The organism is Paraburkholderia sp. 2C (genome assembly GCF_054589215.1).
Genome location: NZ_BAAILL010000026.1, coordinates 68,172 through 92,799, shown reverse-complemented (window position 1 = coordinate 92,799; position 24,628 = coordinate 68,172). Strand labels below are relative to the sequence as shown.

Here is a 24,628-nt window from a genome sequence, read left to right as displayed (position 1 = left end):
TTCGCGTCAAGAGTCGACCCAATCGGCGAACGTGGCTGCCTGACCGCGGTAGGTGCCGTCCTTGTCGACGAGATTCCACACGATGGCTTTCTCGATCCAGAAGCGACGTCCGGACTTGGCGATGCGCTGCCCGCGGTAGCCGGCGGAGTAGCCTTTTGTGCGCACATCGTCGAGCAGACGCGCGCGTTCTTCGCGATTTGGCTGCTCGGCGGATAGGCGCGAATGCAGCGTGACGAACTCGTCCCAGTCGTACTCGAAGCAGCGTTGCGCAGTTCGGTTGGCGTAAACGAAGCGCGGGTCCGCGTCGGTGTTGTGCGAGACGACGACGAACGGAGCGTCTTCGTAGAGCCAGCGCGCGACGTCGGCGGCGGGGATGTCCTGGGGAACCAGCGGTTTGCCGACGAAGTGTTGATAGCTGTCGGTCAGCAAGGCGGCGAAAGCGGGATCGGTGGCGAGGGAGGTCATGGGGTAAGACGAAGCGGAGTTGGGACAGGTACGAGTGCAATTGCACTACAACGGCTCTCATACTAACTTGAGCTCCAAGACCCTGCAGCGGAGAGGGCAAAACGGCTTGGCGGTGCGCGCACGCGTGGCGCGAAGTCGTTATGCCTCACCGGAACGCGCGCGGCGCGAAACGGGAGGCATGAGCCCTTTGTCGCTGGCCCTGCTGAGGCGCTAGTGTTTCGTCACCGGATCGGATGCGCTGTTCAATAGAAGCTCGATGTCGTCCCACCGATCGGGCTCGCAGTCGCAGAAATATTCGATGCAGTTTCTATCGAGCGCGGCTTCCGATTCGGCGAGGGTCGCGAGGTGTTCGATGGTGTCGAGCATGGCGACGCGATCGATGAGCGAGACGCCGGAGCGCCGGATTGCGCGCGCGAGGGCGGCGATCTTTGCGGCTTCATCGCTGAAGCGCTCGGCGTTGGCCATCGCCGTGGCATTGACGCGGTTCAGCAGGATAAGACGTCTTGCAATCTGATCGTGAGTCAGCGATTGAAGCGCTTCGAGCGTGATTTGATTTGACATAGCGCCTCCCTGGAGCAAGACCCGCAGCACCCGTTTGGAGAGGGTGAGCGGGCACAGTGACAGGGTTAGCAGACCGAGGACGCGAGGGAAACCCCGGCGAGCCTTGCGGCTCCCCTGTCACGGCCCGCCCGTAGAGAGCAGACGCGAGGGTTAGGCACAGCCTGCCGAAGCAAGTGTGCACTCGTGTGTTGATTCAGGCTGCTAAACCCGGCTGCCGATGTTTCGACGGCTTGGTGAGTATAGGCGGTGTGTTTTTTGAGAGATCAACCGCACTGGCTAAAACGCGCCAGCCCAGGATTCAGCAAAACGACGTAGAAAGACAGCGCCTGACAAACAGCCTTAGCAGAAGGCGTTATGCCCAACCGAGACGCGCGCGCAGCGTGCGAAGCGGCTTTCTTTTGCCTACTTTTCTTTGTCCCCCAAGGGGACAAGGAAAAGTAGGTGCCGCCCCGCACAGGGGCAACGCCTGCGCCGCGAGGCGTGATCGCGGATGCCCGCGCGGGGCGTAATCAACCACACAAAAAGCACAAAACATCCAAACCACAAAAACCCACACCCCGGGAATATCCCGAATCCAACGGATGTTTAACAGTGAAGTCAACAACGCGCGCCAAACCGCGCGCCCCCGCAAGGAGAACTCCCATGCTCCAACGCTTCCGCCCCGGTCCTTCGCTCCAGGAACAGGTCGAACAACTCGGCCTGCTGGCCGACCTAAGCGGCCGCTGGTCAGGCCGCGGCTACAACCTGATCTCGCTCCCCGACTTCGATCCCAACGCGCCCAGCACGGGGCCAAAGCCCTTCCGCGTACTCCTCTCCGCCACACACGAAACCCTCGAATTCGAGCCCATCGGCGCGCACGTCCCCAACCGCGGCTCGGAATCGCAAACCACCCCCACCACCGGCCAACCCGACATCACGATCTTCGGCCTGCGCTATCTGCAGCGAATCAACGACGTCGATTCTCACGAACCGTTGCACATCGAAAACGGCTTCTGGCTCAACGTACCGTCGAGCGCGATTCCGAAGGAAGATCCGTCCGTCGTGCGGCAAGGCTCGATCCCGCACGGCTCGTCGATTCTCGCGCAAGGCAAGGCATTCGAATCGCCGACCGGCAAGCCGCAATTCGCCACGCTCGATTCGACGCCGCAGCGCAATCCGGCCGGCGCTGCGCTCTCGAGTAACTACCTCGAGCCCCTCACCAACGCGACACTGCCCCCGCGCATCACGAACAAGAACGCGGTGAAGAATCCGAATGTCGTGCTCGCGGATGCCATCCAGCCGCTCATCGAACACATGACGGCGACGACCGTGCTCACGATCTCGAGCAAGACCGCGGGCGGCGTGCTCAATATTCCGTTCCTGCAGAACGTGACCAACAACAACGCAGCGGCCACGGCCGTCGAAGCAACCTTCTGGATCGAGACCGTGCAGCCCGACAAGGGCCATCCGTTTCAACTGCTGCAGTATTCCCAGATCGTGACGCTGAACTTCCTCGGCATCGACTGGCCGCATATTTCGGTGGCAACGCTGTACAGGCAGTGAAGCAAACCGCGGCGCGCACCCCGTTCGTCAAGCGGTAGCGGTACGCGCCGCGTGGCCCGTCCGACATGCGGCGCGCAGCCGGTTGCATCAGCAATCGGCGAGTCGCGCTCGACCGGCCTATGCAGCGGCTCGACCTCTAGTGAACAATGCGTCGAGCTGAATCGAACTGGTAAGCGGCTCGCCTTTGTATTGCTTTCCCAACCAGAAAAACTCGCTCTCGCCTTCTTTTACGAATTGCTCAATTGCGCTGCGCAAAGTAGATAGCGTAATTTTGTTATGTCTGACCAGCATATCGCCATACTTCATTATTATTTCCCCAGCCGACATAAACATCCCTTCGCTGGCCTGAACGGTCGACACACTAGCGTGCCGCGCGTCAGCAAATCGTCGCGCAACGCTCAACTTCGATGTAAATGATTGAACTTCTCCTGCCGAGCCACTTGTTCTCGATGTGTGTCGCAAAATCGCGGCCAGGCGGTCTTCCATGTCAGGGTAGCTCTGAGCCAGGTCGACGGGAAAATTGTCAGCTCGATAGTACTGTGATGATTTTTCAGGAATGAGAGACTTATAGTCCTTAGGCGATACTTGAAGCTGCTTCAGGCAGATATCGAAATTGGGGTGAGCCGATTTGCTCGAGTCTCCGCCTGCTGTGCTCGACGACGCAGGCGCCGCTTCATCGGAAGCCACTCCCCAGCCTTTGCTGCCGTAACGGACTTCCACATCCGGACTCCATGGATTAGAGCCGTTGTAAACATAAAATTTATCCTCGATTTTCTTGACGGAGAAATACTTTCCATCGGATTTGATAAAGGTTTTGCCGCTCCCGTCTTTTAATATGCCTGGTGTCGGCGTGGGCAATTCCATCGAAGGGGCCTCGCGGTAAGCGTAGCTCGGAGGCAGCGAAGGGTTACGCCCCATGATCGATGCCAGCGCGGCTTTCAAGCGTGCGCTGACGGGAATATGAACTTGAGGCTCCGGCAAGCTCGATTTCACGGCGGGGCGCAATTCCGCCGTACTTCCGGCGCCACTCGCTCCCAGCTCAATCCTTGTTCCTCGCCCCCCTATCCGGCCTTCACTCAGTGCTCCCCAAAATACACCCGAAGCCACATCCACCCCGGCGCGGCTGCCATCGCTCATCGTGCTGCGCGGACAAACCTGATCGGCAATCATGCTGCCAAAAATCGGGATAGCGCCCAGGTTAAAACGGCATAGGCCCTCTGCTACTTGACCTTGCAGTTCGAGTTCCGTCATGGGATGGTTTGACTGATTAGCCTGCAAGGACCGCAAATAGGAAACCTTGATCGGATCGTCATCATGCAACTGGCTCATATTGACGCCTTTATGGGTGGCCACGATATTCGATTGAATATCCTGTAACTGCTGGAGCAGATTCCTTCCGTAGTTCTCATCCGTGGGAGGAAGATTCTTCAGTCTGAACACATCCAGAAAACTGGCCGGTGGCAACTGGGGCAATTTTTTATTGGCTTCACGGTTCGACTCGAAAGCCTGCTGATCCCAGTTTCTGATCTGATTAAACAGCGGGTCGTTCGGATCCTGCTGATACATGTCCGCAAAGGCGCGGGTCGTCCGCTCATCCGCCAGAATCGCTCGGCCAAAATATTCGAGACGGTCCAGAGCACCGATTTTTTCGCCCTGCAGATTCTCCGCGCCCCGCAGATTTTGCTTGACCTTATCGCCGGCCGCATCCCAGTCCGTTTGCTCCTGCGTCGTCCTGCCTTGAATGCTCTTTTCGATATCGTTTTGCAAATCCAGCTTGAGTTGACCGGCCTCCTGAAAAATCTTCTTTCGATCCTCCGCAGTTTTCGCGCGATTAAAACTATCGCGCATGCCTTCCAGCTTCTGTATGGAATCCTGTTTATCCTGCCTTAGAAAGCCATTACCGACCGGCGCATTGAAAAAAGCCTGAACTCGCAGTGCCGGATCATTGATTGTCTGATTATAACGATCGACAATGGCATCATGAATTTCCGACAGTTCGTTCCAGATCCGGGTGCGAGTATTTTCATTGCTTCCGGATGAATCGGTATCCTGTGTATCTGACTGCTGCGCAGATGTCTGATCAGCCCGCGCATAACTCTTGCTGACCGCAGCCAGAATCCCGTTGTAAAAGTCACGCTCGTCAGGAAGCAGTTGACTTGTCCTGGTCAGGGCATCCTGTATCGTGCCTTCCAATTGCCTGGCGTCGGCCGGATAGCCGCGCATGGTGACGTCCTGCAACGCAGAAGACAATTGCCCATTGCGGTCATCGCGCGCGCCACCGGCCAATTCAGGATCGTAAGCGGCGAGCAGTTCCTTGAGTTCGGTTTCGGTTGCACCTTTTAGCGCGGCTGTGGCTCCCGTCTCGGGTTGTTTGCCCGTCTGCGTGGCCGGCTCAAGGTCGGCAGGCGCGGAACGCCGGACTCGCCCCGTTTGCCCGTTCGACCGGGAGAACTGGAGCGGCGGTGCCACCTCCGTCTCCGCGCCGCCAGCATCTTCGCTTTCGCGAGACCTCGAAGAGAAAAGGCCGAATCCCGATCTGCGCTCCAGCAGGTCTGCCGTGCGGGACGACGCCGCCGACGTTGCCGTATGCGATCTCGGGTTCGTGGGACGGCGTCGGGGACCATTATTGTTTTGCCGAGGCGAAGTAACGTTTTTATTCGGCTCCGCCTGATCAGACGTCGGCGAATCATTACGCTCGGGTGAACGGATATCGGCGTTATTTTTTAAAGAGGAAAGGGTCATTAGTCGACTTGAAACCAGTGGCGTGAGTTCAGAACCAGATATTGTTCGTCTGATTCTGAACGCCTCGCGACTGGTCAGGTAATGCGCATGCATGGCGCATAGAGTCGAATGACGGCAGGCGCCCGATATGAATACGCCGTGGCCCAATCCGGAGGAAAGCTACGCGCGCCGTGTGCGAGCGATCGTGTGCATCAGATCGATCAGCGCATCGGGGCTCACCGGCTTCACGAGGTGATGCGCAAAGCCCGATGCGCGCGAGCGCGCGAAATCCTCGGGCTGGCTAAACCCCGTCAGCGCGATCAGCACCGGGCACACGCGCTGCGATTGCGCCGCGAGATGCCGCGCAATCTCGTGACCGCTCATGCCCGGCAGCGCGATATCGAGCAGCGCGACGTCGGGATCGAACTGCCCGGCAAGCGCGAGCGCGGACGGACCGTCGGCCGCCGTGCGCGTGTCGTGCATATCGAGCACGAGCGCAAGCGACTCGGCCGCGTCGCGATTGTCGTCGACAATCAGAATGCGCAGGCGTCGTTTGGGCGCGTCCGGGTATCCGCCCTCGACCGCGTAATGTCCATCGGCAAGCGGCGCATCGGTGCCGGCCGGCACCGGCGCCGCCGCGAGCGGCAGCGTGATCGAAAATTCGCAGCCCTTGCCGACACCGTCGCTGGCCACCGAGATCGTGCCGCCATGCATGTCGATCAGCTTGCGCGCGACGAACAGGCCAATGCCGAGACCATCGCGCGCGCGGCCCGCGGGCGGCGTCGCCTGCATAAACAGGTCGAACAGCGCCGGCAGTTCGGCGGCCGCGACGCCGATGCCGCTGTCCTTCACCGCGACGCGCGCGCGGCCGTTCACGACTTCCGCGCGGATATGAATCTCGCCGCCGTCGTCCGTGTACTTGATTGCGTTGTCGACGAGATTCGAGAGAATCTGGGTGAGGCGCGTGCGGTCTCCATCGACCGGAATCGGCGTGGCGCGCGTGTTCAGAAAAATGCGGTGGCGCCGCTGCTCGGCGGCCGGCCCGTTGATTTCCATCGCGCGGCCGATCGCGTCGCGCAGGTCGAGCACTTCGCGCTTCAGATTGATGCGGCCGGTCGTGATGCGCGACACGTCGAGCAGATCGTCGATCAGATGCGACAGGTGATGGCTTTGCCGCTCGAGCACCGCCTGCACCCAGCGGATTTTCGGCGGCAGGTCTTCACTGTCCTGCTTGAGCACATGCGCGGCATTGCGAATCGGCGCGAGCGGATTGCGCAGCTCGTGCGCGAGCGTGGCGAGAAACACGTCCTTGCGCCGGTCCGCCTCCTTGAGCGCTTCCTGCGCATTGGCGCGCGCCGTGATATCGGCCAGCGTGCCGACGAACGAATGCGGCACGCCCTGCGCGTTGTAGCGAAAGCGCCCATGCATTTCGAGCACGCGCAGCGCGCGGTCGCCGATGCGAAACGCGCGAAATACCATATGAAACGGCCGGTGCGCCTGCTCGTCGGCCCGATAGCGCTCGACGAACGCGGCGCCATCGTCCGGATGCATGAAATTGCGCATGAAGTCTTCGTTCGACAGCGGCCCGGCGTCGATCGGCTGGCCGGTAATCTCATACATGCGCGCGTTTTCCCAGACGCCCGAGCGCGTCGCCGCGTTCCATTCGAAGATGCCGAGGCCCGCCGCGCCCGCGGCGATGCGCAGCCGCTCGTCGCTTTCCTGACGCGCCGCGAGCGCCCGGTCGCGCTCGCGCAGCGACGCGCCGATGCGCTGGTTCTGCTCGTCGAGCAACTGGCGGATTGCGCCGTGTATGGTCGCGCTGAAGAAGCTTTCGATGATCTGATGCGCGCCCGCCTGCTCGGCGCGCGGCGACAGCGTGCTGGCGAAATATTCGCGCACGACGTGCTGCACGCTGACCTGCAGCAGATCGAGCTCGCGATAGAGCTCGTCGAGCTGATAGCCGTGCATCCAGCGCTTGCGCGCGTACTGACGCGCATCGAAATCGATCCGCGCATTGAGCGCGGAGTTCGGCACCGCGGTCAGCGCGGAGCAGATCTCGCCATAGAGCTGCGGGAGCAGATCGATCAGCTGCCGGTTCGTCAGCCGGTCGGCCGGTTCGATCGACGGGTCGGAGCGGACCGCGCGCAGCCAGCGGCGGGTAATGCGCCAGCGCTTGAAGCGAATGTGGACTGCGAGATCCGCATATGGCCCGGCTTCGGGCGCTATTGTCGTGTTCAACCCTGTGTCATGCGATGTTGCGTCAAGTTGTAGAACATATCACGCTCAGCCGGTCCGTATTTTGACGAATGCGAAACGTGTTTCCGGCAAACGACATATTCGTCAGTCGTTTGAGTCCTGACTGCCCGGCATCCCGACCGTAAGCGGCATGCGAGCGGTACGGCCCTTGCTTGCAGACTTCGCGCCACGCTTACCGCCCCCTCCTGCATCGCATCTTCCAACTGAGGCCTAACGCGCTCATGACCCACGAAGCGACGTGGTATCTGATTATCGGCGGCTTACTGATCGCCATGGCGCTCGCGCGCAAGCTGATTGCGCATCTGCCGATGACGGGCGCGATGGTTTATCTGGTGGTCGGCTTCGTGCTCGGCCCGACCGGCACCGGCCTCTTGACCTTCGATGTCACGAGCGGCGCGTCGGTGCTGCGCATCGTCACCGAGGCCGGACTCGTCGTGTCGCTGTTCGCGATTGGCATGCATCTGCGCGTGCCGCTGCGCGACCGGCTATGGTGGCTGCCGCTGCGCCTCGGCGTCGGCGCGATGCTGCTGACGATTGCCGCGATGACCGCGATCGGGTACTACGGACTGGGCCTCGCGCCCGGCCTGGCGCTGATCGTCGCGGCGGCGCTCGCGCCGACCGATCCGGTGCTGGCCAACGAATTGCGCCCGCGCGCGGCCGGTGATTCCGAGCCGCTGCGCTTCGCCCTGTCCGGCGAAGGCGGGTGCAACGACGGCGCCGCGTGGCCCTTCATGCTGCTCGGCCTCGCGCTGTGCGGCGTCGAAATCGGCGGCACGAGCGGCATAAGCGGCATCAACCTCGGCGGCTTGAGCATCGGCGGTAGCGCGAGCAGTCAGATCGTCAGCTTCACCGGCTTCACGGCGAGCGTCGTATGGGGCGTCGCCAGCGCGCTCGCGATCGGCTGGGTGCTCGGCGCGGGGGTCGTCGGGCTCGTCACGCGCTTGCGGATGCGTTTCGATCTCGCGCTCGGCGTCGAAGGCTTTCTCGCGCTCGGGCTCATGTCGGCGTGCTACGGCGCCGCGCAACTGCTGCATGGTTATGCGTTCGTGGCGGTGTTCGTCGCCGGGGTTTCGTTGCGCCATCAGGAATTGCGCGCGACCGGCAAGCATACGGCGCCCACCGCGGCGCTCGAAAAGGTCGAGCACGGCGAGCGCGACAAGGCCGCGCGCACGCCGGAACTCGCGCACGCGTTTATCGCCGAATCGATGATGGCGTTCGCGGTCGAGATCGAACAGACCGTCGAACTCGTGCTGATGCTGCTGATCGGCAGCGTCGTCTCCGCGCACTGGCGCGAGCTGCTGCAATGGCACGCGATCTGGCCCGCGCTCGCCCTGCTGTTCGTCGTGCGGCCGCTTTGCACGCTCGTCGCGCTGGCCGGTTCGAGCGCGACCTGGCCGCAGCGGCTCCTCGCCGGATGGCTCGGCATACGCGGCGTCGGCGCGTTCTATTACCTGCTGTTTGCGATCGAGCGGCTGCAGCGCGTCGCGCAGGACGCGGCGCTTGCGGTCGTGATGGCCGCGATCGTCGGATCGGTGCTGCTGCACGGCGTGTCCGCGACGTTGCTGCTCGACCGCTATTTGCGCGCGCCGCGCGAGCCATGACGCGTCGATGGCGCGTGCGCGGCAAAGTGGACATGGTGAACAGCAGCAGGCTGCAACGGCTTGTGCGCCGCGGTACGCCTTCGCGCGTGGCGGCTAGGCCTCCGGGTTCTGCAGATCGCCGGTCACGACGTTTTCGCCGTAGCGCTGCGCGGCTTCGCGCGCCTCGCGGCCGCTGTCGAACGGGCCGATATCGGGCGCACCGGCGAACGGAAACAGCAACCGTCCATCGGTCTTGCGCACCACCTTCAGCAGTCCGACAAAAGCACCCTCCGTCGTCCGCCGATAAGTTGCGTAGATCTCATAGTCCGTTGTCGATCCGGCACGCGCAGTCGCGGGGTCTCGCGACTTGGGGAAAATCATCCGTGGCCTCGTCATGTTGCCGCTCCGCATCCGATACGTACGCCGGCGACCCGCCGGCAGAAAGGGCTTTGCAAAGGGACCGCAAGCGATGTGCCTGTGTGCGGCGCGCTCGAAAGTCCCGTCGGGGAACGCGTCCGGAGCGTCGGGAGTGCCGGATGCGCCGCATTTCGGCAGGCGCCGCGGCCTGCGCGCGCTGACCGGACGCAGGCCTCCGCAGGCGTCGGCCGAGGCAGGGGAAAGTTGCGCGAAAAGTTACATCGATCGCGTATGTTTGCAACGCGCGACAGGCACGATCGGTGATCCTGGCAGACCGAACCGCCGTGATTCCGCATCCGCCGCCCGGCTGCGCGCGTGGCACACTGTCATTCATCGCAGCGACGGGAGCACAGCATCATGGAGCGTGCCTTTACCGATCGCGCCGAGGCCGGCCGCACCCTGGCGGGTCTGCTCGACGCCTACGCGCATCGCGACGATGTCGTCGTGCTCGCGCTGCCGCGCGGCGGCGTGCCGGTCGCCTTCGAAGTCGCGCGCACGCTCGGTGTGGCGCTGGACGTGCTGGTGGTCCGCAAGCTCGGCGTGCCGTGGCAGGCCGAGCTCGCGATGGGCGCGATTGCATCGGGCGGCGCGCTCTATGTCGACACCGCGCTCGTGCGCGAGATCGGCTTGCCGCAGGCCGCGTTCGATCGCGTCCTTGCGAGCGAGCGCGCTGAACTCGAGCGGCGCGAGCAGTCGTACCGCGCGCAGCATCGGATACCGCTTGAAATCGAAGGCCGCGTCGCGATCGTGGTCGACGACGGCCTCGCTACCGGCGCCTCGATGAAAGCGGCGGTGCGCGCATTGCGCGCGCGCCGGCCCGCCAAAATCGTCGCCGCGCTGCCGGTCGCGCCGCCCGGCGCCGCCCAAAGGCTCGAAGAACAAATCGATGAATTCGTCTGCGTGCTGACGCCGGCGAACTTCTATGCGGTCGGCCAGTTCTACGCCGACTTCAGCGAGACCACCGATGACGATGTGCGCGCGCTGCTCGCACAGGTCGGCCCGCGCGACACGCTATAACGCATCCTTCCGATAACACGGCTGTCGAACATCGGCCGCGCTCGCCCGTGTTGAGCGACGCGCCGGTGCCGTGGCTCAGAACGCGCTTCTGCGTTGCGTCAGCAACGACTTCGCCATAATCAGCAGATGAAAGTAAAGCCGCCGGCTGAAGCCGTAGTTGTATGCGGACAGATGCGAAAGCGCGATCTTGAGGCTCTCGAGCGGCGCATGATTGCGCGCGTGAATCGACACGACGATCGGCACCATGCGCCGCAGCGCAATGCGGCGCGCCGGCTCGAGTTGCGGCGGCAAGGCGAGTGCCCTGAGGAAGTTGTACGCGACGAGCGTCGACGCGCTGGTCGAGGTGCGTGTGGTCGTGGTGATCGACACCTCGGTCTGCCGGTTGTACGACACGTACTCGTTCAGGTAGACCACGCCTTTCGCCGCGAGACAGATCTCCGTGCCGAACACGTAATCGCAGGCGACGCCGTTCTGTTCGCGGTAGCCGATGCGCTTGACGAGATCCGCGTCGGCCATCCAGCCGTTATTCGGGAACATCTGCACCAGCCCGGTTCGCCCCGGCTGCGGCTGCAGCCCGGCCACCTCGCGGGTGCGGTGATAGGCGCGGTTCAGATGCGCGCTGGCCGCCGGCAGCACCGTGCCGCGTGCATCGGTCACGTACTGGTCGCCGAACGCGACCTGAACGTCCGGATACGCGCTCCACGCCGAAAGCATGCGTTCGACCGCGTTCCCGACGAGGAAATCGTCATCGTGAATCAGCAGAATCCGCTCGCCGGTCGCACGCGCGAACAGGCTGTCGACGTTGCGCGCCTGGCCGAGCGAAGGCGTGTTCCTGAAGTAGCGCACGCGCGGATCGGCCGCATACCGCGCGTCAATCAGCGCGCGCGTGCGGTCGTCCTTCGAGTCGTCGCCGATCAGCACCTCGATGTTCGCGTGCGTTTGCGACAGGCATGAATCGAGGCATTGCCCGATAAGCTCGGGGCGCTCGTAGGTCGGCAGGCAAATCGAAACCTTCGTTCGTGTTGTCATGAATGCGACCCCTATGCTTCATCAAGCCGTTGTCCACTGCCGAATTACGCTTCCGCTATAAAAATCGGCGTGGGTGAGTATGGTTCGATCATGGGAGTGCGTCAATAAAAGCAACAATTTGTTTATTTTTTCTTTTATCGATCGCTTTATTTTTTACATAAACTAAGCTCGGCGCGGTATTGCCGGAAAGCCTTGCGCCGCGTGCCTCGAACCATCCGCTGGGCGGTCCGGCGGACCGTACTGAATCTGAACCCAGGCTGAAGCTCGTTGCAGCTCGTTGAAAGCCGGGAAACTATTACGCGGCACGATCAATTGACTCGCGGTAATTTCTATATGGATAAACACATGACTGGAGTACTGTCTATCCAGATGCGTGCGGTCGGTCATAAGACATACGCGAAACTGATTCGCGACACTTCGGTTGTCGAAACCGATGTCCATGTCGACTCGTTCTGGGTCGACGACGAGCGCTCCACCATGACCAAGGTCGTGCGAAAGGTGGCTGAATTCCGCGTGCCGAAGCTGAACCGGCGCAATCTCGACTTCCGGCGCGCGCGCGCCGAGTGGGCCACGGGCAAGATGGGCGCCAGGCTTGCGCGCAGAAAGACCCATCAGAAAGACTATGACGTGCTGCACTTTCACACGCAAACCGCGGCGTTCGGCAGCGTAGGCCTGATGAAGTCGATTCCGACGGTCATCACGATCGACATGACCGCGTTCCAGCTGATGCGCGAGCATGGCTCCGGCCCCGAGTGGACGTATCGCCCGAACGTGCTGATGGAGCGCCATGTGTTCGAACAGGCGGCGCATATCGTCGCGTTTTCCCATTGGGCCCGCGATTCCGTGATCAACGAGCACGGCATCGCGCCGGAGCGCGTGTCGGTCATCACGCCTGGCGTATTGAAGGAAGCTTTTCATCGACCGCAATTCGAATCGGGTTCCGTCAGGAAACCGAAAATCCTGTTTGTCGGCAATGAATTCCGTCGAAAAGGCGGCGACGATCTGATCGCCGTGTTTTCGGAGCATTTCGCGCACCGGGCCGAGCTTCATCTGATGACGAACGACACGAACGTGCCCTCGGGCGAGTCCGTGTTCGTTCATCGCGGCGTCTCGTCCTATACGCCCGAGTGGCACCGTCTCTATGAGGAAGCCGAAATCTTCGTCATGACGAGCCACGCCGAGGCGCTCGGCATGGTGTTCCAGGAAGCGGCCGCCTCCGGGCTCGCCTTGATCGGCACGCGGATCGGCGGCATTCCGGAAATGATCGACCATGACGGCAACGGCTTTCTGATCGCACCGGGCGATCGACACGCGTTGCGTCAGTATCTGGGCGCGCTGATCGATAACCCCGCGATGCGCACGCGGATGCGCCACGCGAGTTACGAAAAGGCCGTGCACGAATTCAATGCGGGAACCAACACGAGGCGCGTGTTCGAAGTCTTTCGATCCGTCGCCGTGCCGCACGACGCGCAACGGGTGCTGGTCGGCTCGTGAACCGAACCGAAGTGCCGCGAACCGAAGTGCCGCAAACCGAAGTACCCGCATGACCGGGCGGCCCGCACGCGCGGCCGCCCTACGCTCGTTTCAACGATTTCACCCTGCGGGCGCTAGCGACACGGCGCGCGCCGCCGCGCACGCGTGATGCGCATACGCGCGTTGCGGCTGCGGCGCCAGCCGCGCGCGGCGGCCCGGCGGTGACTGACGCGGCCGAGCGCGGCGAGATGGGTGCGAAGCAACGGCGGCGCGGCCAATCAGGCGGCCGCGGCCGTAAGATGCGCGGGCAGATAGCTTTGCAGGTACTCCTCGAACTCGGCGCGCACTTCCGGGTGACGCAGCGCGAATTCGACGGTCGCCTTCAGGTAGCCGAGCTTGCTGCCGCAATCGAAGCGCGTGCCGAAATAGCGATACGCGAGCACCTGCTCTTCGGTCAGCAGCGATTCGAGCGCGTCCGTCAGTTGCAGTTCGCCGCCTGCGCCCGGCTTGAGCGCGCGGATATGGCGGAAGATGGTCGGCATCAGCACGTAGCGTCCCACCACGCCGAGGTTCGACGGCGCAACTTCGGGGGCCGGCTTCTCGACGATGCCCGACAGCTTGATCACGTCCTCTTCCCACTCGCGGCCTTCGACCACGCCGTACGAACGGCTATCTTCGCGCGCGATCGTTTCGACGCCGACCACCGAGCTGTGATAGTGATTGAACACGTTGACGAGCTGCTTCATGACGGGCTTTTCGCTGTGCAGCAGGTCGTCCGCGAGAATCACCGCGAACGGGCTGTCGCCGACGAGCTTCTCGGCGCACAGCACCGCGTGACCGAGGCCGAGCGCTTCGGCCTGACGCACGTAAAAGCAGTCGACATTGGCCGGCTTGATGCCGCGCACGAGCTCCAGCAGCTTTTCCTTGCCGCGTGCTTCGAGTTCCGCTTCGATCTCATACGACTTGTCGAAGTGATCTTCGATCGCGCGTTTGCTGCGGCCCGTCACGAAGATCATTTCGGTGATGCCGGCTTCGATCGCTTCTTCAACCGCGTACTGGATCAGCGGCTTATCGACGATCGGCAGCATTTCCTTCGGACTCGCCTTGGTGGCAGGCAAAAAGCGCGTGCCGAGACCCGCCACGGGAAACACGGCTTTGGTGACTTTCAGCATGGTATGCATTCCCACTCGGTTGATGACGTTGACAACCGCCAGTTCCCGGAGCGAGGCGTCCACCCGCGTCCGCGCAGACCCGGCGGCAAATCTGGTGTGAAAGAAGCGTAGCGGAAAAATAATCGGATTTTCGTTAAAGACACGCTAATTTCTTCGAGTGGCTTTCTCAGATTTACCGAAGCCGTCCTCATTAAAACGGATAACGCGGTTTTGCATGCTGCATAAACGGGAGCCGACAGTTGACAATACTGTAAATATTGCCGACCGCCGGCTTTGAATCGGAAATTATTGGAGAGCCGATTCTTCGTTTTCATCGAACTGCGGGAGCTTCCCCGGGTTGATGCGAAAACGGCCGATTGGCTCGTTGCGCAACGCTTCACGGTATGCCGAGACTGCTACCAGCACAAGCAGGACGACAACTCCAGCCAGCACATGTACGCTCATTGACAACCCCCTCGTCAAGAATTTGGCCAGTCCAAGTTATCACAAAAAAAGTAGTGGATAACGCGAACAGTATTTACCCGCAATATTTAATCTTGACACTCCCGTGACAGTGACCGTTGTAGATCAATTGCGCATATTTTCCAGCACTTTTTTATCGCTTTTATTTCAAACATGGTGCATTAGCATAGGAACGTGCGGCTCGCATGCGGTCCAAGCCATGCCCGCCGCGCCGATGCCGTGCATCGATAGCTCCGCTATCGACACCGAACTCGATACCGCGCGCACCGCTTTCATTCACCTGTCGTGCCACCGTGCCGGCACGCAGTAACGAGGACCGCATGAGCGACACCGCTCTGAATGCCGACACGGCAACCCGACGATCGCTGACCTTCTCCGCCGCGCCTTCCGGCAATGCGCATGTGGCAAGCGCGGGCAAAGAGCATGTGATCGACGCGATGCGCGGATTCGCCGCCTTGCTCGTCGCTTACTTCCACTGCCGCCAGGTGGTGTGGGTCGGCATGCAGAGCTTTCACCACGCCGTCGGCACCTCGCTCGCGCCGGGTTCGCTCGTTGCCTATGCGACGTTTCCGATCGCCTGGGGTTCCGCAGGTGTGCCAATCTTTTTTGTGATCAGCGGTTACTGCATCCACCGCGGCGCCGCATTCAGGCTCGCGCAGGATCCGCGCTACCGGCTCGATGCGGGCAATTTCTGGATGCGCCGCTTCGCGCGCATCTATCCGGTGCTGCTCGCCGCGCTGCTGCTCACGCTCGCGCTCGATTCAGTCAGCCTGCATCTGCCGCCCGTCAACCACAAGATTCGCGAGATCGGCCTCTATCCGTTCCTCGTCAACCTGTTCTCGCTGCAAGGCGCCGCAGGCCATACGTATGGATCGAACGGCGCGCTCTGGACGCTGTCGCTCGAAGTGCAGTTCTACGCGGTCTACCCGCTGCTGTTCGCCTTGCGCCGCCGTTTCGGCATGAACGCGATCGTGCTTGGCGTCGCGCTCGTCAATATCGTGTCGGCGCTCGTGCTCGAGCGGCACGATATCCAGCTCTTCCCGTCGTACTGGTTCTCGTGGACGCTCGGCGCATGGATTGCCGAAGCGCAGGCCGGCGCGACGCGCGTGCGGCCGCCGCGTTCGGCGCCGGTCTGGTACGGGCTCGCGGCGCTGTTCACGCTCGCGGGCTGCGCCGCGTTCTACGTCGGCCAGTACCTCGCATTCCAGCTGTGGGCGATCGGTTTCGCGTGTTACCTGTACAAGGCGCTCGAAACCCGCCGCACGGCAGAGTCGGCGCCGATGCGGCTGCTGTCGCGCCTCGGCGACTTCAGCTTCTCGCTCTACCTGATCCACCTGCCGATTTTCGTGCTGCTGTCGTCGCTGATCTACCGCTCCGAGCTGCAGATGTCGATCTGGCCGTCGTTCGGCTATATGTGCGTCGCGATTCCGGCCGCGTATCTGTTCTACCGGCTCGTCGAGCTGCCGGCCATGAAGTGGTCGGCCAGCCTGAAGCCGAAGCCGCGCGCGAAGGTGGAAGGCTCGGGCGTGCGGGTTGCCTGATCGCCCAGCCGCCTCGCCCAGCTTCCTCACTTCAAGCAGCCTTGTTCCGCGCCGCCTGCCCTCGCCCTTCGCGCTGCCCTTGTGCCGCGACCCGTTTCAGAATCCGCTCGACCCCATCGACATACGCCGCCGTGCCGAACGAGTCGATCGCGGTCTGGTAGCCGTGCGTGACAAGCTGCTCGCGCAGCGTCCGGTTCGCCTGCAATTCAGCGAGCGTCTCCGCGAGCGCACGGGCGTCGCCCGGTTCGCAGAGCATGCCGTTCTCGCCGTCGTGGACGATTTCGGTGACGCCGCCCGCGCGCGCCGCGACGACCGGCCGCCGCGCGAGCATGCCTTCGACGATCACGCGCCCGAACGGCTCCGGCGTGATCGACGTGTGCGCGACGACGTCCATCGCGCACATGCAGGCCGCGATATCGTGCTGGAAGCCGAGGAAATGCACGCGCTCCGCAAGCCCGTGCTGCGCGACGAATGCGCGCAGTTCCGCCTCATACGCATCCTCGCCGAACAGCGCGGAGCCGACGAATACCGCGTGCAGCCGCGGGTTCAGAACCAGCGCTTCGAGCAGCACATGCTGTCCCTTCCAGCGCGCGAGGCGGCTGAACGAGCCGACCAGAAACGCCTCGCCCGGCAGTCTCAGGCGCGCGCGCACGACCGCTTGCGGCGTGTCGCGCAGCGCATCGAACGGCCCGCTCGCGATGCCGTTGAACACGACGTCGACCTTGTCGTCGGCGAAATTCGTCAACTGCCTGAACGCGCGTGCGGAAGCGCCCGAGTTCGCAATCACATGCGCCAGCCCGAAGCGCGCGCACCATTTGATCACTGCAAGCTGCCGGCGGCCGAAATGCTCGGCGCTGACGATGTCGCGCAGATGCCAGACCACGGGCTTGCGCGCCAGCTTGCCGGCCAGCACGCCGACCACCATCGAGCGCTGCGTGTTCGCATAGATCACGTCGTTGTTGCGCGCTCGCGCGGCGGTCGCGCGCACGAGCGACCCGACGCTTTTCAGCGCGCGGCCGAGCGGCGGCGAGGCACCCTGCTTGCGCATGTCGCGCGTCGCGCCTGCGTCGAGCACGGTGACCGGCACGCCCGCGCGGTCCAGCGCCACGCGAAACGGACCGTCGTCGAACAGCACGACGTCCATGCGCGCGCGCAGCGACTTGACGATTTCGAGCAGCGACAGCTCCGCACCGCCGAGCACGCCGCTCTGGTCGACCGCAAGCACGCGCAGCGACGACGTCGGATTCGTGGCGGCACCCTTTGGCGGCGGATCGTAGGGCGGCAGCGTCGCGCCGTGCAACGCGGGCACGCGCGACCGCACGTGCGCGAAGAACCGCTCGCGAAACAGCGCCGCCGAAAAGCGCTCCGCGCTCGCGCGGCAATCCGCGGCCGTAAAACGACTTCCACCCGGTCCCGAACCGGGACTTGCACCCGGATTCACGCCTGGACTGAGCCCCGGCGCCGACTGCATCTCGAAGTTTTCAACCGCGGCGATGATCGACTCGGCCGTCTGCTCGTCAAAGAAAAGGCCGGTCGGATGCGGATCCGACCAATCGCGCACGGTTTCAAGCGCGCCGCCCTTGCCGTAGGCAATCACCGGCGTGCCGCATGCCTGTGCTTCGACGACCGAAATACCGAAGTCCTCTTCGGCGGCGAACACGAAGGCCTTTGCGCGGCGCATCCGGTCGCGCAGCACCGCGAACGGCTGATAACCCATGATCTCGACGTTGTCCGCCGCTTTCGCGCGAATCTTCTGCATGTCGGGCCCGTCGCCGATCACGACGAGGCGCCGCTGCGGCATCTTCGCGAACGCTTCGACGATCAGATCGATCTTCTTGTACGGCACCATGCGCGACGCGGTCAGATAGAAGTCTTCCTTTTCCTCCAGCACCGAAAACGCTTCCACGTCGACCGGCGGGTTGATCACGTCCGCTTCGCGCTGATAGACCTTGCGGATACGCCGCGCGATAAAGTCCGAATTCGACACGAACGAGTCGACCGAATTGGCCGTACGCACGTCCCAGTTGCGGATGTAATGCAGGATCAGGCGCGCGAGCGCCGACTTCGGGCCGGCCGTCAGCTTCGATTCGTTCAGGTACTGATGCTGCAGATCCCACGCGTAGCGGATCGGCGAATGCACATAGCTCACGTGTACCTGGTCGGGACCGGTCAGCACGCCCTTCGCGACCGCATGGCTGCTCGAAATCACCACGTCGTATGCCGAAAGATCGAGCTGCTCGATCGCGAGCGGCATCAGCGGCAGATACGAGCGGTACTTCGTTTTCGCTTTCGGCAGCTTCTGGATAAAGGTGGTCGTGACCGGCTTGCCGCGAATGAAACTGCGGTCCTCGAGAAAGTCGACCAGCGCGAACAGGTCCGCATCGGGGAAACACGCGATGATCTGCTCGAGCACGCGCTCGGCACCCGCATAGGTGACGAGCCAGTCGTGCACGATCGCCACGCGCACGCGTTGCGCGGCGTGCCCCGGGTACGCCGTCGGGCGCAACGTCGGCACCGTCGCCGGCCGGTCGAGCGTGGCCTGACCCGCGCCCGCCAGCGGTACCGACGGAACCGTCGAGGCGGCGGATTGCGCGAGCGTGCGCGTCGGGTTCGGCAGCCGCGTGTCTTCAGCGATATCGTGGTTCATGATGCGCTCTTCCTTGAATACAGTCTCGAGAGCCTGCCGAGCACGGAGCGCGCGAGATCGCGCAACGCCGGTGTCATCGTCAGCGACCATGCAACGTTCGCGCCGGTCATCAGCACGACCGCCGCGGCCGCGAGCGGGATGGTCGTGGCGATCGTGGCGATCCACAGCGCCGCCACGAGAAAGGCGAGGTGCGGCAGCATATCGATGACGATCGGCCGCGCGTGCACACGCGACAGCCTGAGCAGGACGAAGTAATCGAAGAAGCCGCGCGCGGCCACCGCGATCGCCGCGCCGGTCAGCCCGAAGTAATGCACGCCGGCCCAGATCGCGCCCGCGAACAGCGGCGTTTCGATGATGCTCACGCGCGCCGCCACGGCCGGATGCACCTGTGCCTGAATCATGATGCGTGCGAGGTTCGACTGGCCCGTCAGCCAGACGAAGATGATCAGAATGCGGCCCACCGGCGCACCCGCGCTCGCCACTTCATTGCCGACCCACAGATGCAGGAACGGCTCGAGCACGAGCATCGCGACCAGCATGACCGGCGTGAACACGCCGTTCAGGAATTCGATCGACTGCCGCAGCACCCGGTCCGCGTTTTCGCGATTGAGCGCGGACAGGCGCGGAAACAGCGTGCGCATCATCGCGCTCGGTATCACGCCGAGACGCCAGACGAGGTTTTGCGGCACCGAGTAATAGGTAACGAAACGCGCGCCGAGCGCGGAGCCGACCAGCACGCGGTCCATCGAATCGCCCACCAGTTGCAGCGTGGAGGTGACGAGCATCCAGCCGCCGAAGCTGAAGAGCCCTTTCGCGACACCGAACTGCGGCGGCAGGATCTTGCGGATCTCGAGCACCCTCAACGCGGAGCGGCCGAGCATCAGCGCGGCGATGATGCGCGCCGCCACGGCGGCTGCGAGCACGTTCGGCAAGGTCGGGGCGATCCACCACGCGGCGAAGAGCGGCAGCAACTGGAACAGGAACGTGCCGATGGTCTGGTTCGTGTTGTAGCTGCCGAACTTTTCGGCGCCGCTGATCGCACCGGCGAACACCCACGACACGTTCGCGATGGGAATCGCGAGCGCGAGCCACGGCAGCGCGCTGATCACTTCGTGATGCAGTTCGGGCGGCACCTTCGAGAAGTACGCCGTATAGATGAACGTGCCGAAATAGATGAGCAGACCGCCGATCGCGCCGGTCCCGAGATTGAGCCATGTCGCGCTCCAGAACACGCGCGCGCATTCTTCCTTGTCCGCGGACGCGCGCGCCTTCGAGATCTGGTTCTGCGCGGCCATGCTCATGCCCAGATCGAGAATGCCGAAGTAGCCGATCAGCACCCAGACGAGGCTCACCACGCCGTACCGTTCGACGCCGAGCGCCTTGATATACGCCGGCACGGTCACGAGCGAGACGAACGTAGGCAGGATCAGGCCGATAAAGTTGATCCCTACGTTCTTCAGGATGCTTTTGTCCATCCGGTACCCTTCGCGTCAGCCGTCGACGCACGTGCAAATCCTTGCATTTAAGAATCGGCGCCGCCCGTCTTGTGCGGCACGAAGAAATCGTCACGCCAGCCTGTTCCAGCAAGCAGCGCACCGCACCATTACGATGGCTTCCAGCGGTACATCGTCACCTTGCCGCGCGCATCTTCCTCAACGAAGACGAGGTACTCGCCGTCGCTGCGCCGCGCCGCGCTGACACCGTTCGCCACGTCGACCCAGCCCGATGCGCGGCCCACTTCCGGCCCCGGGCGAAGCACGCCGAGTTCCTTGCTGCTGTCCTTGTCGTACACATGCACGACGCCCGCGGGCTCGACCGCGAAGATGTATTTACCTTCCACCGTGAGGCCGATGATCGTGAAAATCGGCTTCGCATTCGTATCCCACGGCAGCTTCATCGTGTAACGCGCAACGGGCTTGCCGCTCGACCACTTGTCGTAACGCACGAGCACGCGGCCGACTTCCTTCCATTGCTGCTTTTGCGGCGGCGTGTCCTCCGTATAGCCCGTTACGTAGAGCGAATCGGTCGACGCGTCGTAGATCGCGCGCTGCGCCTGCGTAAACGGCGCCGGCACGTCGTACGCCTGCATGTCGTCGTACGAGTAGATCGGGTTGCCCGCCTTGTCGAGGCCGCCGAAATGGAAGCGATAGATGCCGTGCGAATCGACCGTGCGCCAGACGTCGCCGGCCGTATCGACCCACCAGCCCCAGCCGCCGACGAGCCGCTTGCCCGTCGTATTGCGCGCGAACTCGCCGTCGTCGAAGCGGCCGTTGCCGTTCGCGTCGCGCCAGATCCAGTCGCCGCCCGGCGGCGCGGCCGGAATCGCCTTCGGGTCGCGCATGCCGCGCCCGCCGAAGAAGGCCGATGGAATCGCCGTCTCGCCGTCACGCGCCGCGTCGAAGCGGTAGATCTTCAGGTGATCGGCGTACATGTCGGTGAGATAGAGGAACGTGTGGCCCTTCAGTTGCCGCGCGATCGGCATGCCGGGCCACTGGTCGGTATGGAACACCGGATCTTCGGGATACTTGAAGCGGTTCGACAGGAAGCCGACGTAGGTCCACTGCTGGCCGGCCGGCTTCGACAGATCGAGTTCGAAACGCTTGTTGCCGGTATAGACGCTGTTCGGGCGCGCGGGATCGATCCATGCGCCGTCGACAAAGAGCAGGCCCTGAACCTGCCAGAGCCGCTTGCCGTCGGGCGCATAGCTCTCGAGCGTGGCGCCGAGGCCGGCGCCGAGCGCGGCGCCGAACCCGGAGCCCGGCGGCGAGAAGTTCGGCCCGATGCCGTTGGTCGACACATAGATATTGCCGCGCCCATCGACGCCGACGCCGGTCAGACCGTTGAAACGCTGCGGGCCCGGCCGTCCGGCCACGCCCGAGAAAATGCCGCCGCGCTCGCCCAGCGAGCCCGACGCTGTATAACGGCCGTTCTGGCGGCTGAAGAACAGCACCTGCTGGCGCGGGCCGTTGTCCGCGACCAGCACGCGGCCCTGCGCATCGACCGTGACGTCGGCCGGCACGCTGTCCGATGGCAGCGGCAAGCTGTCGTCGAGTTTCTCGCCGCTCGCCGAGTAATGAGCGAGCTGCGACTTGCCCGACAGCGTATCGGTCAGCACCCACAGCGAACCGTCGGGCGCAAGCGCGAGATGACCGGGCTCGTGCGCCTTGAACGAGCCCTTGCGCATCATCGAATCCGGATCGTAGATATCGACGCGGTCGAGCGCCGCGGTCGCCACGTACAGCACCTTGTCGTTCGCGGCGAGACCCGTCACTTCGTTATGAACGTTCCATGCGACGTCGCTCACGATCGCGAGACTCGCCGCGAGACGCGCGCGCGGATCGGTCGCGTTCGCGACCGGCTGGAACGGCGCCGTGCGCTGCGGGTCGCCGATCTCGCGCCGCGAGACGCCATACCAGATATGGCCTTTCTGCGGCCATACGCCTTTGCCGATCAGATGATCGCGTTCGGTATTGACGCTCACCGCGATAAACGCATAGCGACGGTTGACCGCGACCGCGTTGCCGCCGCCGTTGCCCCAACCATGCGTACCGTTCGCGTAGCCAAGCATCTTGCCGTCCTGATAGACACCCGATTCAGCGCCGCTTTCGTCCCATGGCGCATCGGTATAGACCTTGCCGTCGGGCGCGACCGCGATCGCGGTCATGTTGATCTGCGTCCAGGTTCCGTCGCCGTAGCCGAACGTGTTGCCGATCCACGAGGTTTGTGCGCTGAGTGCGGCCGCGCCGCCTGGCGACTCCTGTGCGGGGTCTTGCCCGCGGTTTTGTCCGCGGTCTTGTCCACATGCGCCTGAAATCGCGATCAATGACGCGCAAACGCAAAGCGCTCCGGCAAACAGGGCTCGGATCAAAGGCACTTCTCCACAGTCGGAACCCGGGGCTGACCCACCATGCGGCCGCCGCCGCGCCGGGTTGCTTGATGAATGAAAGATGCTGCGTTCGAGGAGCGGCGCATGAAACGCCGCAAAACGGCGCGCGAGAGCGCCGAAGCCGCAGGGAAGTCCGCGCTTCAGATTAAGCGGAAAGGGCGTGCGTAAAATAAATCCAAAAAATTCAAAATAATTCAGCGCAAATTGAAGCGGCGATTAACCGGTATATTGCGCCCATCACATTTAACTTGCGGACGAAAATGCGGCTATCAGGCCTTTCGTAATCCGTAGCTTTTGCCAGACAAATACCGGCCCGTACATCTTACCTTTCGCGTCGCGTCCGCAGCATCGCTGTCCGGCGGGCGTTTCAGGTTAGCCGCGCGCGCGCCGGGCGCTGAGCGCGCACACTTTTGCGGGATCGCGTCGATTGGTTCGCAGTGTCGATGAATAATCGTTTTCCTTCCAATTTTTTCATCCATTTTCTCTTTCTAGAATAAGTGGCCACATTGGCCACTGTTGCGTTGACCGCGAGGCCTGCCGATCTGGCGGCCCGCCGCGGCGCGCGTACTACCCGCGCATCAAACGACGCACGTACCGGATTCCAGGCAACGAGAAAGGCAAACGATGACGACCCAACGCAAAGCCATCATTACCGGCGTATCCGGCCAGGACGGCGCCTACCTGACCAAGCTGCTGCTCGGCAAGGGCTATCAGGTGACCGGCACTTACCGGCGCACGAGCTCGGTGAACTTCTGGCGCATGGAAGAACTCGGCGTGCTCGACCATCCGAATCTGAGGCTCGTCGAGCACGATCTGACCGACCTCGGCTCGACGCTGCGCCTGCTCGAATCCGCGCAGGCCGACGAGCTCTACAACCTCGCCGCGCAAAGCTTTGTCGGCGTGTCGTTCGACCAGCCCGCGACCACCGCGCAGGTCACCGCCGTCGGCGCGCTGAATCTGCTCGAAGGGATTCGCGCCGTGAACCCGAAAATGCGCTACTACCAGGCGTCGACTTCGGAGATGTTCGGCATGGTGCAGGCCATCCCGCAGCGCGAGGACACGCCGTTCTATCCGCGCAGCCCGTACGGCGTCGCGAAGCTGTTCGCGCACTGGACCACGGTCAACTATCGCGAGTCCTACGGGATCTTCGCGACGAGCGGCATTCTGTTCAACCACGAATCGCCGCTGCGCGGACGCGAATTCGTCACGCGCAAGATCACCGATACGGTGGCGAAGATCCATCTCGGCAAGGCCGACGTGCTCGAACTCGGCAATCTCGATGCGAAGCGCGACTGGGGCTTCGCGCTCGAATATGTCGACGGCATGCACCGCATGCTGCAGGTCGACGAACCGGACACCTTCGTGCTCGCGACGAACCGTACCGAGACCGTGCGCGACTTCGTGAAGATGGCCTTCGCGGCGGCCGGCACGCAGCTCGAGTGGTCGGGCAGGAACCAGAGCGAGACCGGCATCGACGTCGCCACGGGCCGCACGCTGGTGCGCATCAATCCGCGGTTCTACCGGCCGGCCGAGGTCGATCTGCTGATCGGCTGCGCGGATAAAGCGAAGGCGAAGCTCGGCTGGGAACCGCAAACCACGCTCGAACAGCTGTGCCAGATGATGGTCAACGCCGATATCGCGCGTAACCGGATTCACGAGACGTTCTGAGCGGCCGCGCCGTTTCGGTTCGCTGCGCTTTCCACGCACGCCCGATGCGCAGGCGTTGCCCCGGCAACGCCTGCCGCGCGCGCCTTGCGCTCTCGCATTGAGACACCGCCGTGCGCGCGGTAATGCTCGTACACGACCTTGCGCGACGCCAGCAGGACGAACATCACTCCACGTAAGCGGCATACGTACCC

17 protein-coding genes are annotated in these 24,628 nt (G+C 63.2%); 6 read left to right on the top strand and 11 right to left on the bottom strand.

The window, feature by feature from the left end:
• Positions 1-6: 6 nt before the first annotated feature.
• Positions 7-429, bottom strand: coding sequence for an MEKHLA domain-containing protein (locus ACYPXD_RS06270; protein ID WP_459708666.1), 423 nt, complete (start codon positions 427-429; stop codon positions 7-9).
• Positions 430-675: 246 nt separating this feature from the next.
• Positions 676-1,026 carry a hypothetical protein gene (locus tag ACYPXD_RS06265; RefSeq protein WP_459708664.1) on the bottom strand — a complete coding sequence of 117 codons (351 nt, stop codon included), beginning with the start codon at positions 1,024-1,026 and terminating at the stop codon, positions 676-678.
• Between the two features lie 642 nt (positions 1,027-1,668).
• Here ACYPXD_RS06265 and ACYPXD_RS06260 point away from each other — a divergent pair.
• Entirely contained in the window at positions 1,669-2,568 is a 900-nt protein-coding gene (locus tag ACYPXD_RS06260; RefSeq protein WP_459708662.1) for a heme-binding protein, read from the top strand.
• 117 nt (positions 2,569-2,685) lie between these two features.
• On the opposite strand, the gene ACYPXD_RS06255 is transcribed toward ACYPXD_RS06260, so the two are convergent.
• Together ACYPXD_RS06255 and ACYPXD_RS06250 are read right to left on the bottom strand one after the other, a co-directional pair.
• The gene (locus tag ACYPXD_RS06255; protein WP_459708658.1) at positions 2,686-5,310 is read right to left on the bottom strand and encodes a hypothetical protein; all 2,625 of its coding nucleotides are present in this window, start codon (positions 5,308-5,310) and stop codon (positions 2,686-2,688) included.
• 159 nt (positions 5,311-5,469) lie between these two features.
• Positions 5,470-7,527: a hybrid sensor histidine kinase/response regulator gene (locus tag ACYPXD_RS06250; protein ID WP_459708656.1), complete on the bottom strand. Its 2,058-nt coding sequence runs from the start codon at positions 7,525-7,527 to the stop codon at positions 5,470-5,472.
• Positions 7,528-7,766: 239 nt separating this feature from the next.
• Between ACYPXD_RS06250 and ACYPXD_RS06245 the strand changes: the two genes are divergently transcribed.
• A complete protein-coding gene (locus ACYPXD_RS06245) occupies positions 7,767-9,146 on the top strand; it encodes a cation:proton antiporter (RefSeq protein WP_459708653.1) in 1,380 nt (459 codons plus the stop codon).
• A gap of 93 nt (positions 9,147-9,239) precedes the next feature.
• Here ACYPXD_RS06245 and ACYPXD_RS06240 read toward each other — a convergent pair whose 3' ends face one another.
• On the bottom strand, positions 9,240-9,506 hold the full coding sequence (locus ACYPXD_RS06240) for a DUF6723 family protein (protein WP_459708649.1): 267 nt from the start codon (positions 9,504-9,506) through the stop codon (positions 9,240-9,242).
• A gap of 393 nt (positions 9,507-9,899) precedes the next feature.
• Here ACYPXD_RS06240 and ACYPXD_RS06235 point away from each other — a divergent pair, with 393 nt between their 5' ends.
• Positions 9,900-10,559, top strand: coding sequence for a phosphoribosyltransferase (locus ACYPXD_RS06235; protein ID WP_459708646.1), 660 nt, complete (start codon positions 9,900-9,902; stop codon positions 10,557-10,559).
• 75 nt (positions 10,560-10,634) lie between these two features.
• On the opposite strand, the gene ACYPXD_RS06230 is transcribed toward ACYPXD_RS06235, so the two are convergent.
• On the bottom strand, positions 10,635-11,588 hold the full coding sequence (locus tag ACYPXD_RS06230) for a glycosyltransferase family 2 protein (protein WP_459708642.1): 954 nt from the start codon (positions 11,586-11,588) through the stop codon (positions 10,635-10,637).
• 345 nt (positions 11,589-11,933) lie between these two features.
• Here ACYPXD_RS06230 and ACYPXD_RS06225 point away from each other — a divergent pair, with 345 nt between their 5' ends.
• Positions 11,934-13,082, top strand: coding sequence for a glycosyltransferase family 4 protein (locus tag ACYPXD_RS06225; protein WP_459708640.1), 1,149 nt, complete (start codon positions 11,934-11,936; stop codon positions 13,080-13,082).
• 257 nt (positions 13,083-13,339) lie between these two features.
• Here the strand turns inward: ACYPXD_RS06225 and galU are convergent, their stop codons facing one another.
• Positions 13,340-14,233, bottom strand: a complete 894-nt coding sequence (galU, locus tag ACYPXD_RS06220; protein WP_459708638.1) for a UTP--glucose-1-phosphate uridylyltransferase GalU — start codon at positions 14,231-14,233, stop codon at positions 13,340-13,342.
• A 782-nt stretch (positions 14,234-15,015) separates the two neighbouring features.
• On the opposite strand from galU, the gene ACYPXD_RS06215 reads away from it, so the two are divergent.
• Positions 15,016-16,236, top strand: coding sequence for an acyltransferase family protein (locus ACYPXD_RS06215; protein WP_459708636.1), 1,221 nt, complete (start codon positions 15,016-15,018; stop codon positions 16,234-16,236).
• A gap of 31 nt (positions 16,237-16,267) precedes the next feature.
• On the opposite strand, the gene ACYPXD_RS06210 is transcribed toward ACYPXD_RS06215, so the two are convergent.
• The 3 genes from ACYPXD_RS06210 to ACYPXD_RS06200 form a co-directional block, all read right to left on the bottom strand.
• Positions 16,268-18,883, bottom strand: a complete 2,616-nt coding sequence (locus tag ACYPXD_RS06210) for a glycosyltransferase family 4 protein (protein WP_459708633.1) — start codon at positions 18,881-18,883, stop codon at positions 16,268-16,270.
• Positions 18,880-20,358: an oligosaccharide flippase family protein gene (locus tag ACYPXD_RS06205; RefSeq protein WP_459708631.1), complete on the bottom strand. Its 1,479-nt coding sequence runs from the start codon at positions 20,356-20,358 to the stop codon at positions 18,880-18,882. The genes ACYPXD_RS06210 and ACYPXD_RS06205 overlap by 4 nt, the downstream gene beginning before the upstream one ends.
• A 128-nt stretch (positions 20,359-20,486) precedes the next feature.
• Entirely contained in the window at positions 20,487-22,748 is a 2,262-nt protein-coding gene (locus ACYPXD_RS06200) for an NHL repeat-containing protein (protein WP_459708739.1), read from the bottom strand.
• A gap of 645 nt (positions 22,749-23,393) precedes the next feature.
• Between ACYPXD_RS06200 and gmd the strand changes: the two genes are divergently transcribed.
• Positions 23,394-24,437 carry a GDP-mannose 4,6-dehydratase gene (gene gmd / locus ACYPXD_RS06195; protein ID WP_459708629.1) on the top strand — a complete coding sequence of 348 codons (1,044 nt, stop codon included), beginning with the start codon at positions 23,394-23,396 and terminating at the stop codon, positions 24,435-24,437.
• Here the strand turns inward: gmd and ACYPXD_RS06190 are convergent.
• Positions 24,422-24,601 carry a hypothetical protein gene (locus ACYPXD_RS06190; protein ID WP_459708627.1) on the bottom strand — a complete coding sequence of 60 codons (180 nt, stop codon included), beginning with the start codon at positions 24,599-24,601 and terminating at the stop codon, positions 24,422-24,424. The two genes, gmd and ACYPXD_RS06190, sit on opposite strands and share 16 nt — an antisense overlap.
• Positions 24,602-24,628 lie beyond the last annotated feature (27 nt).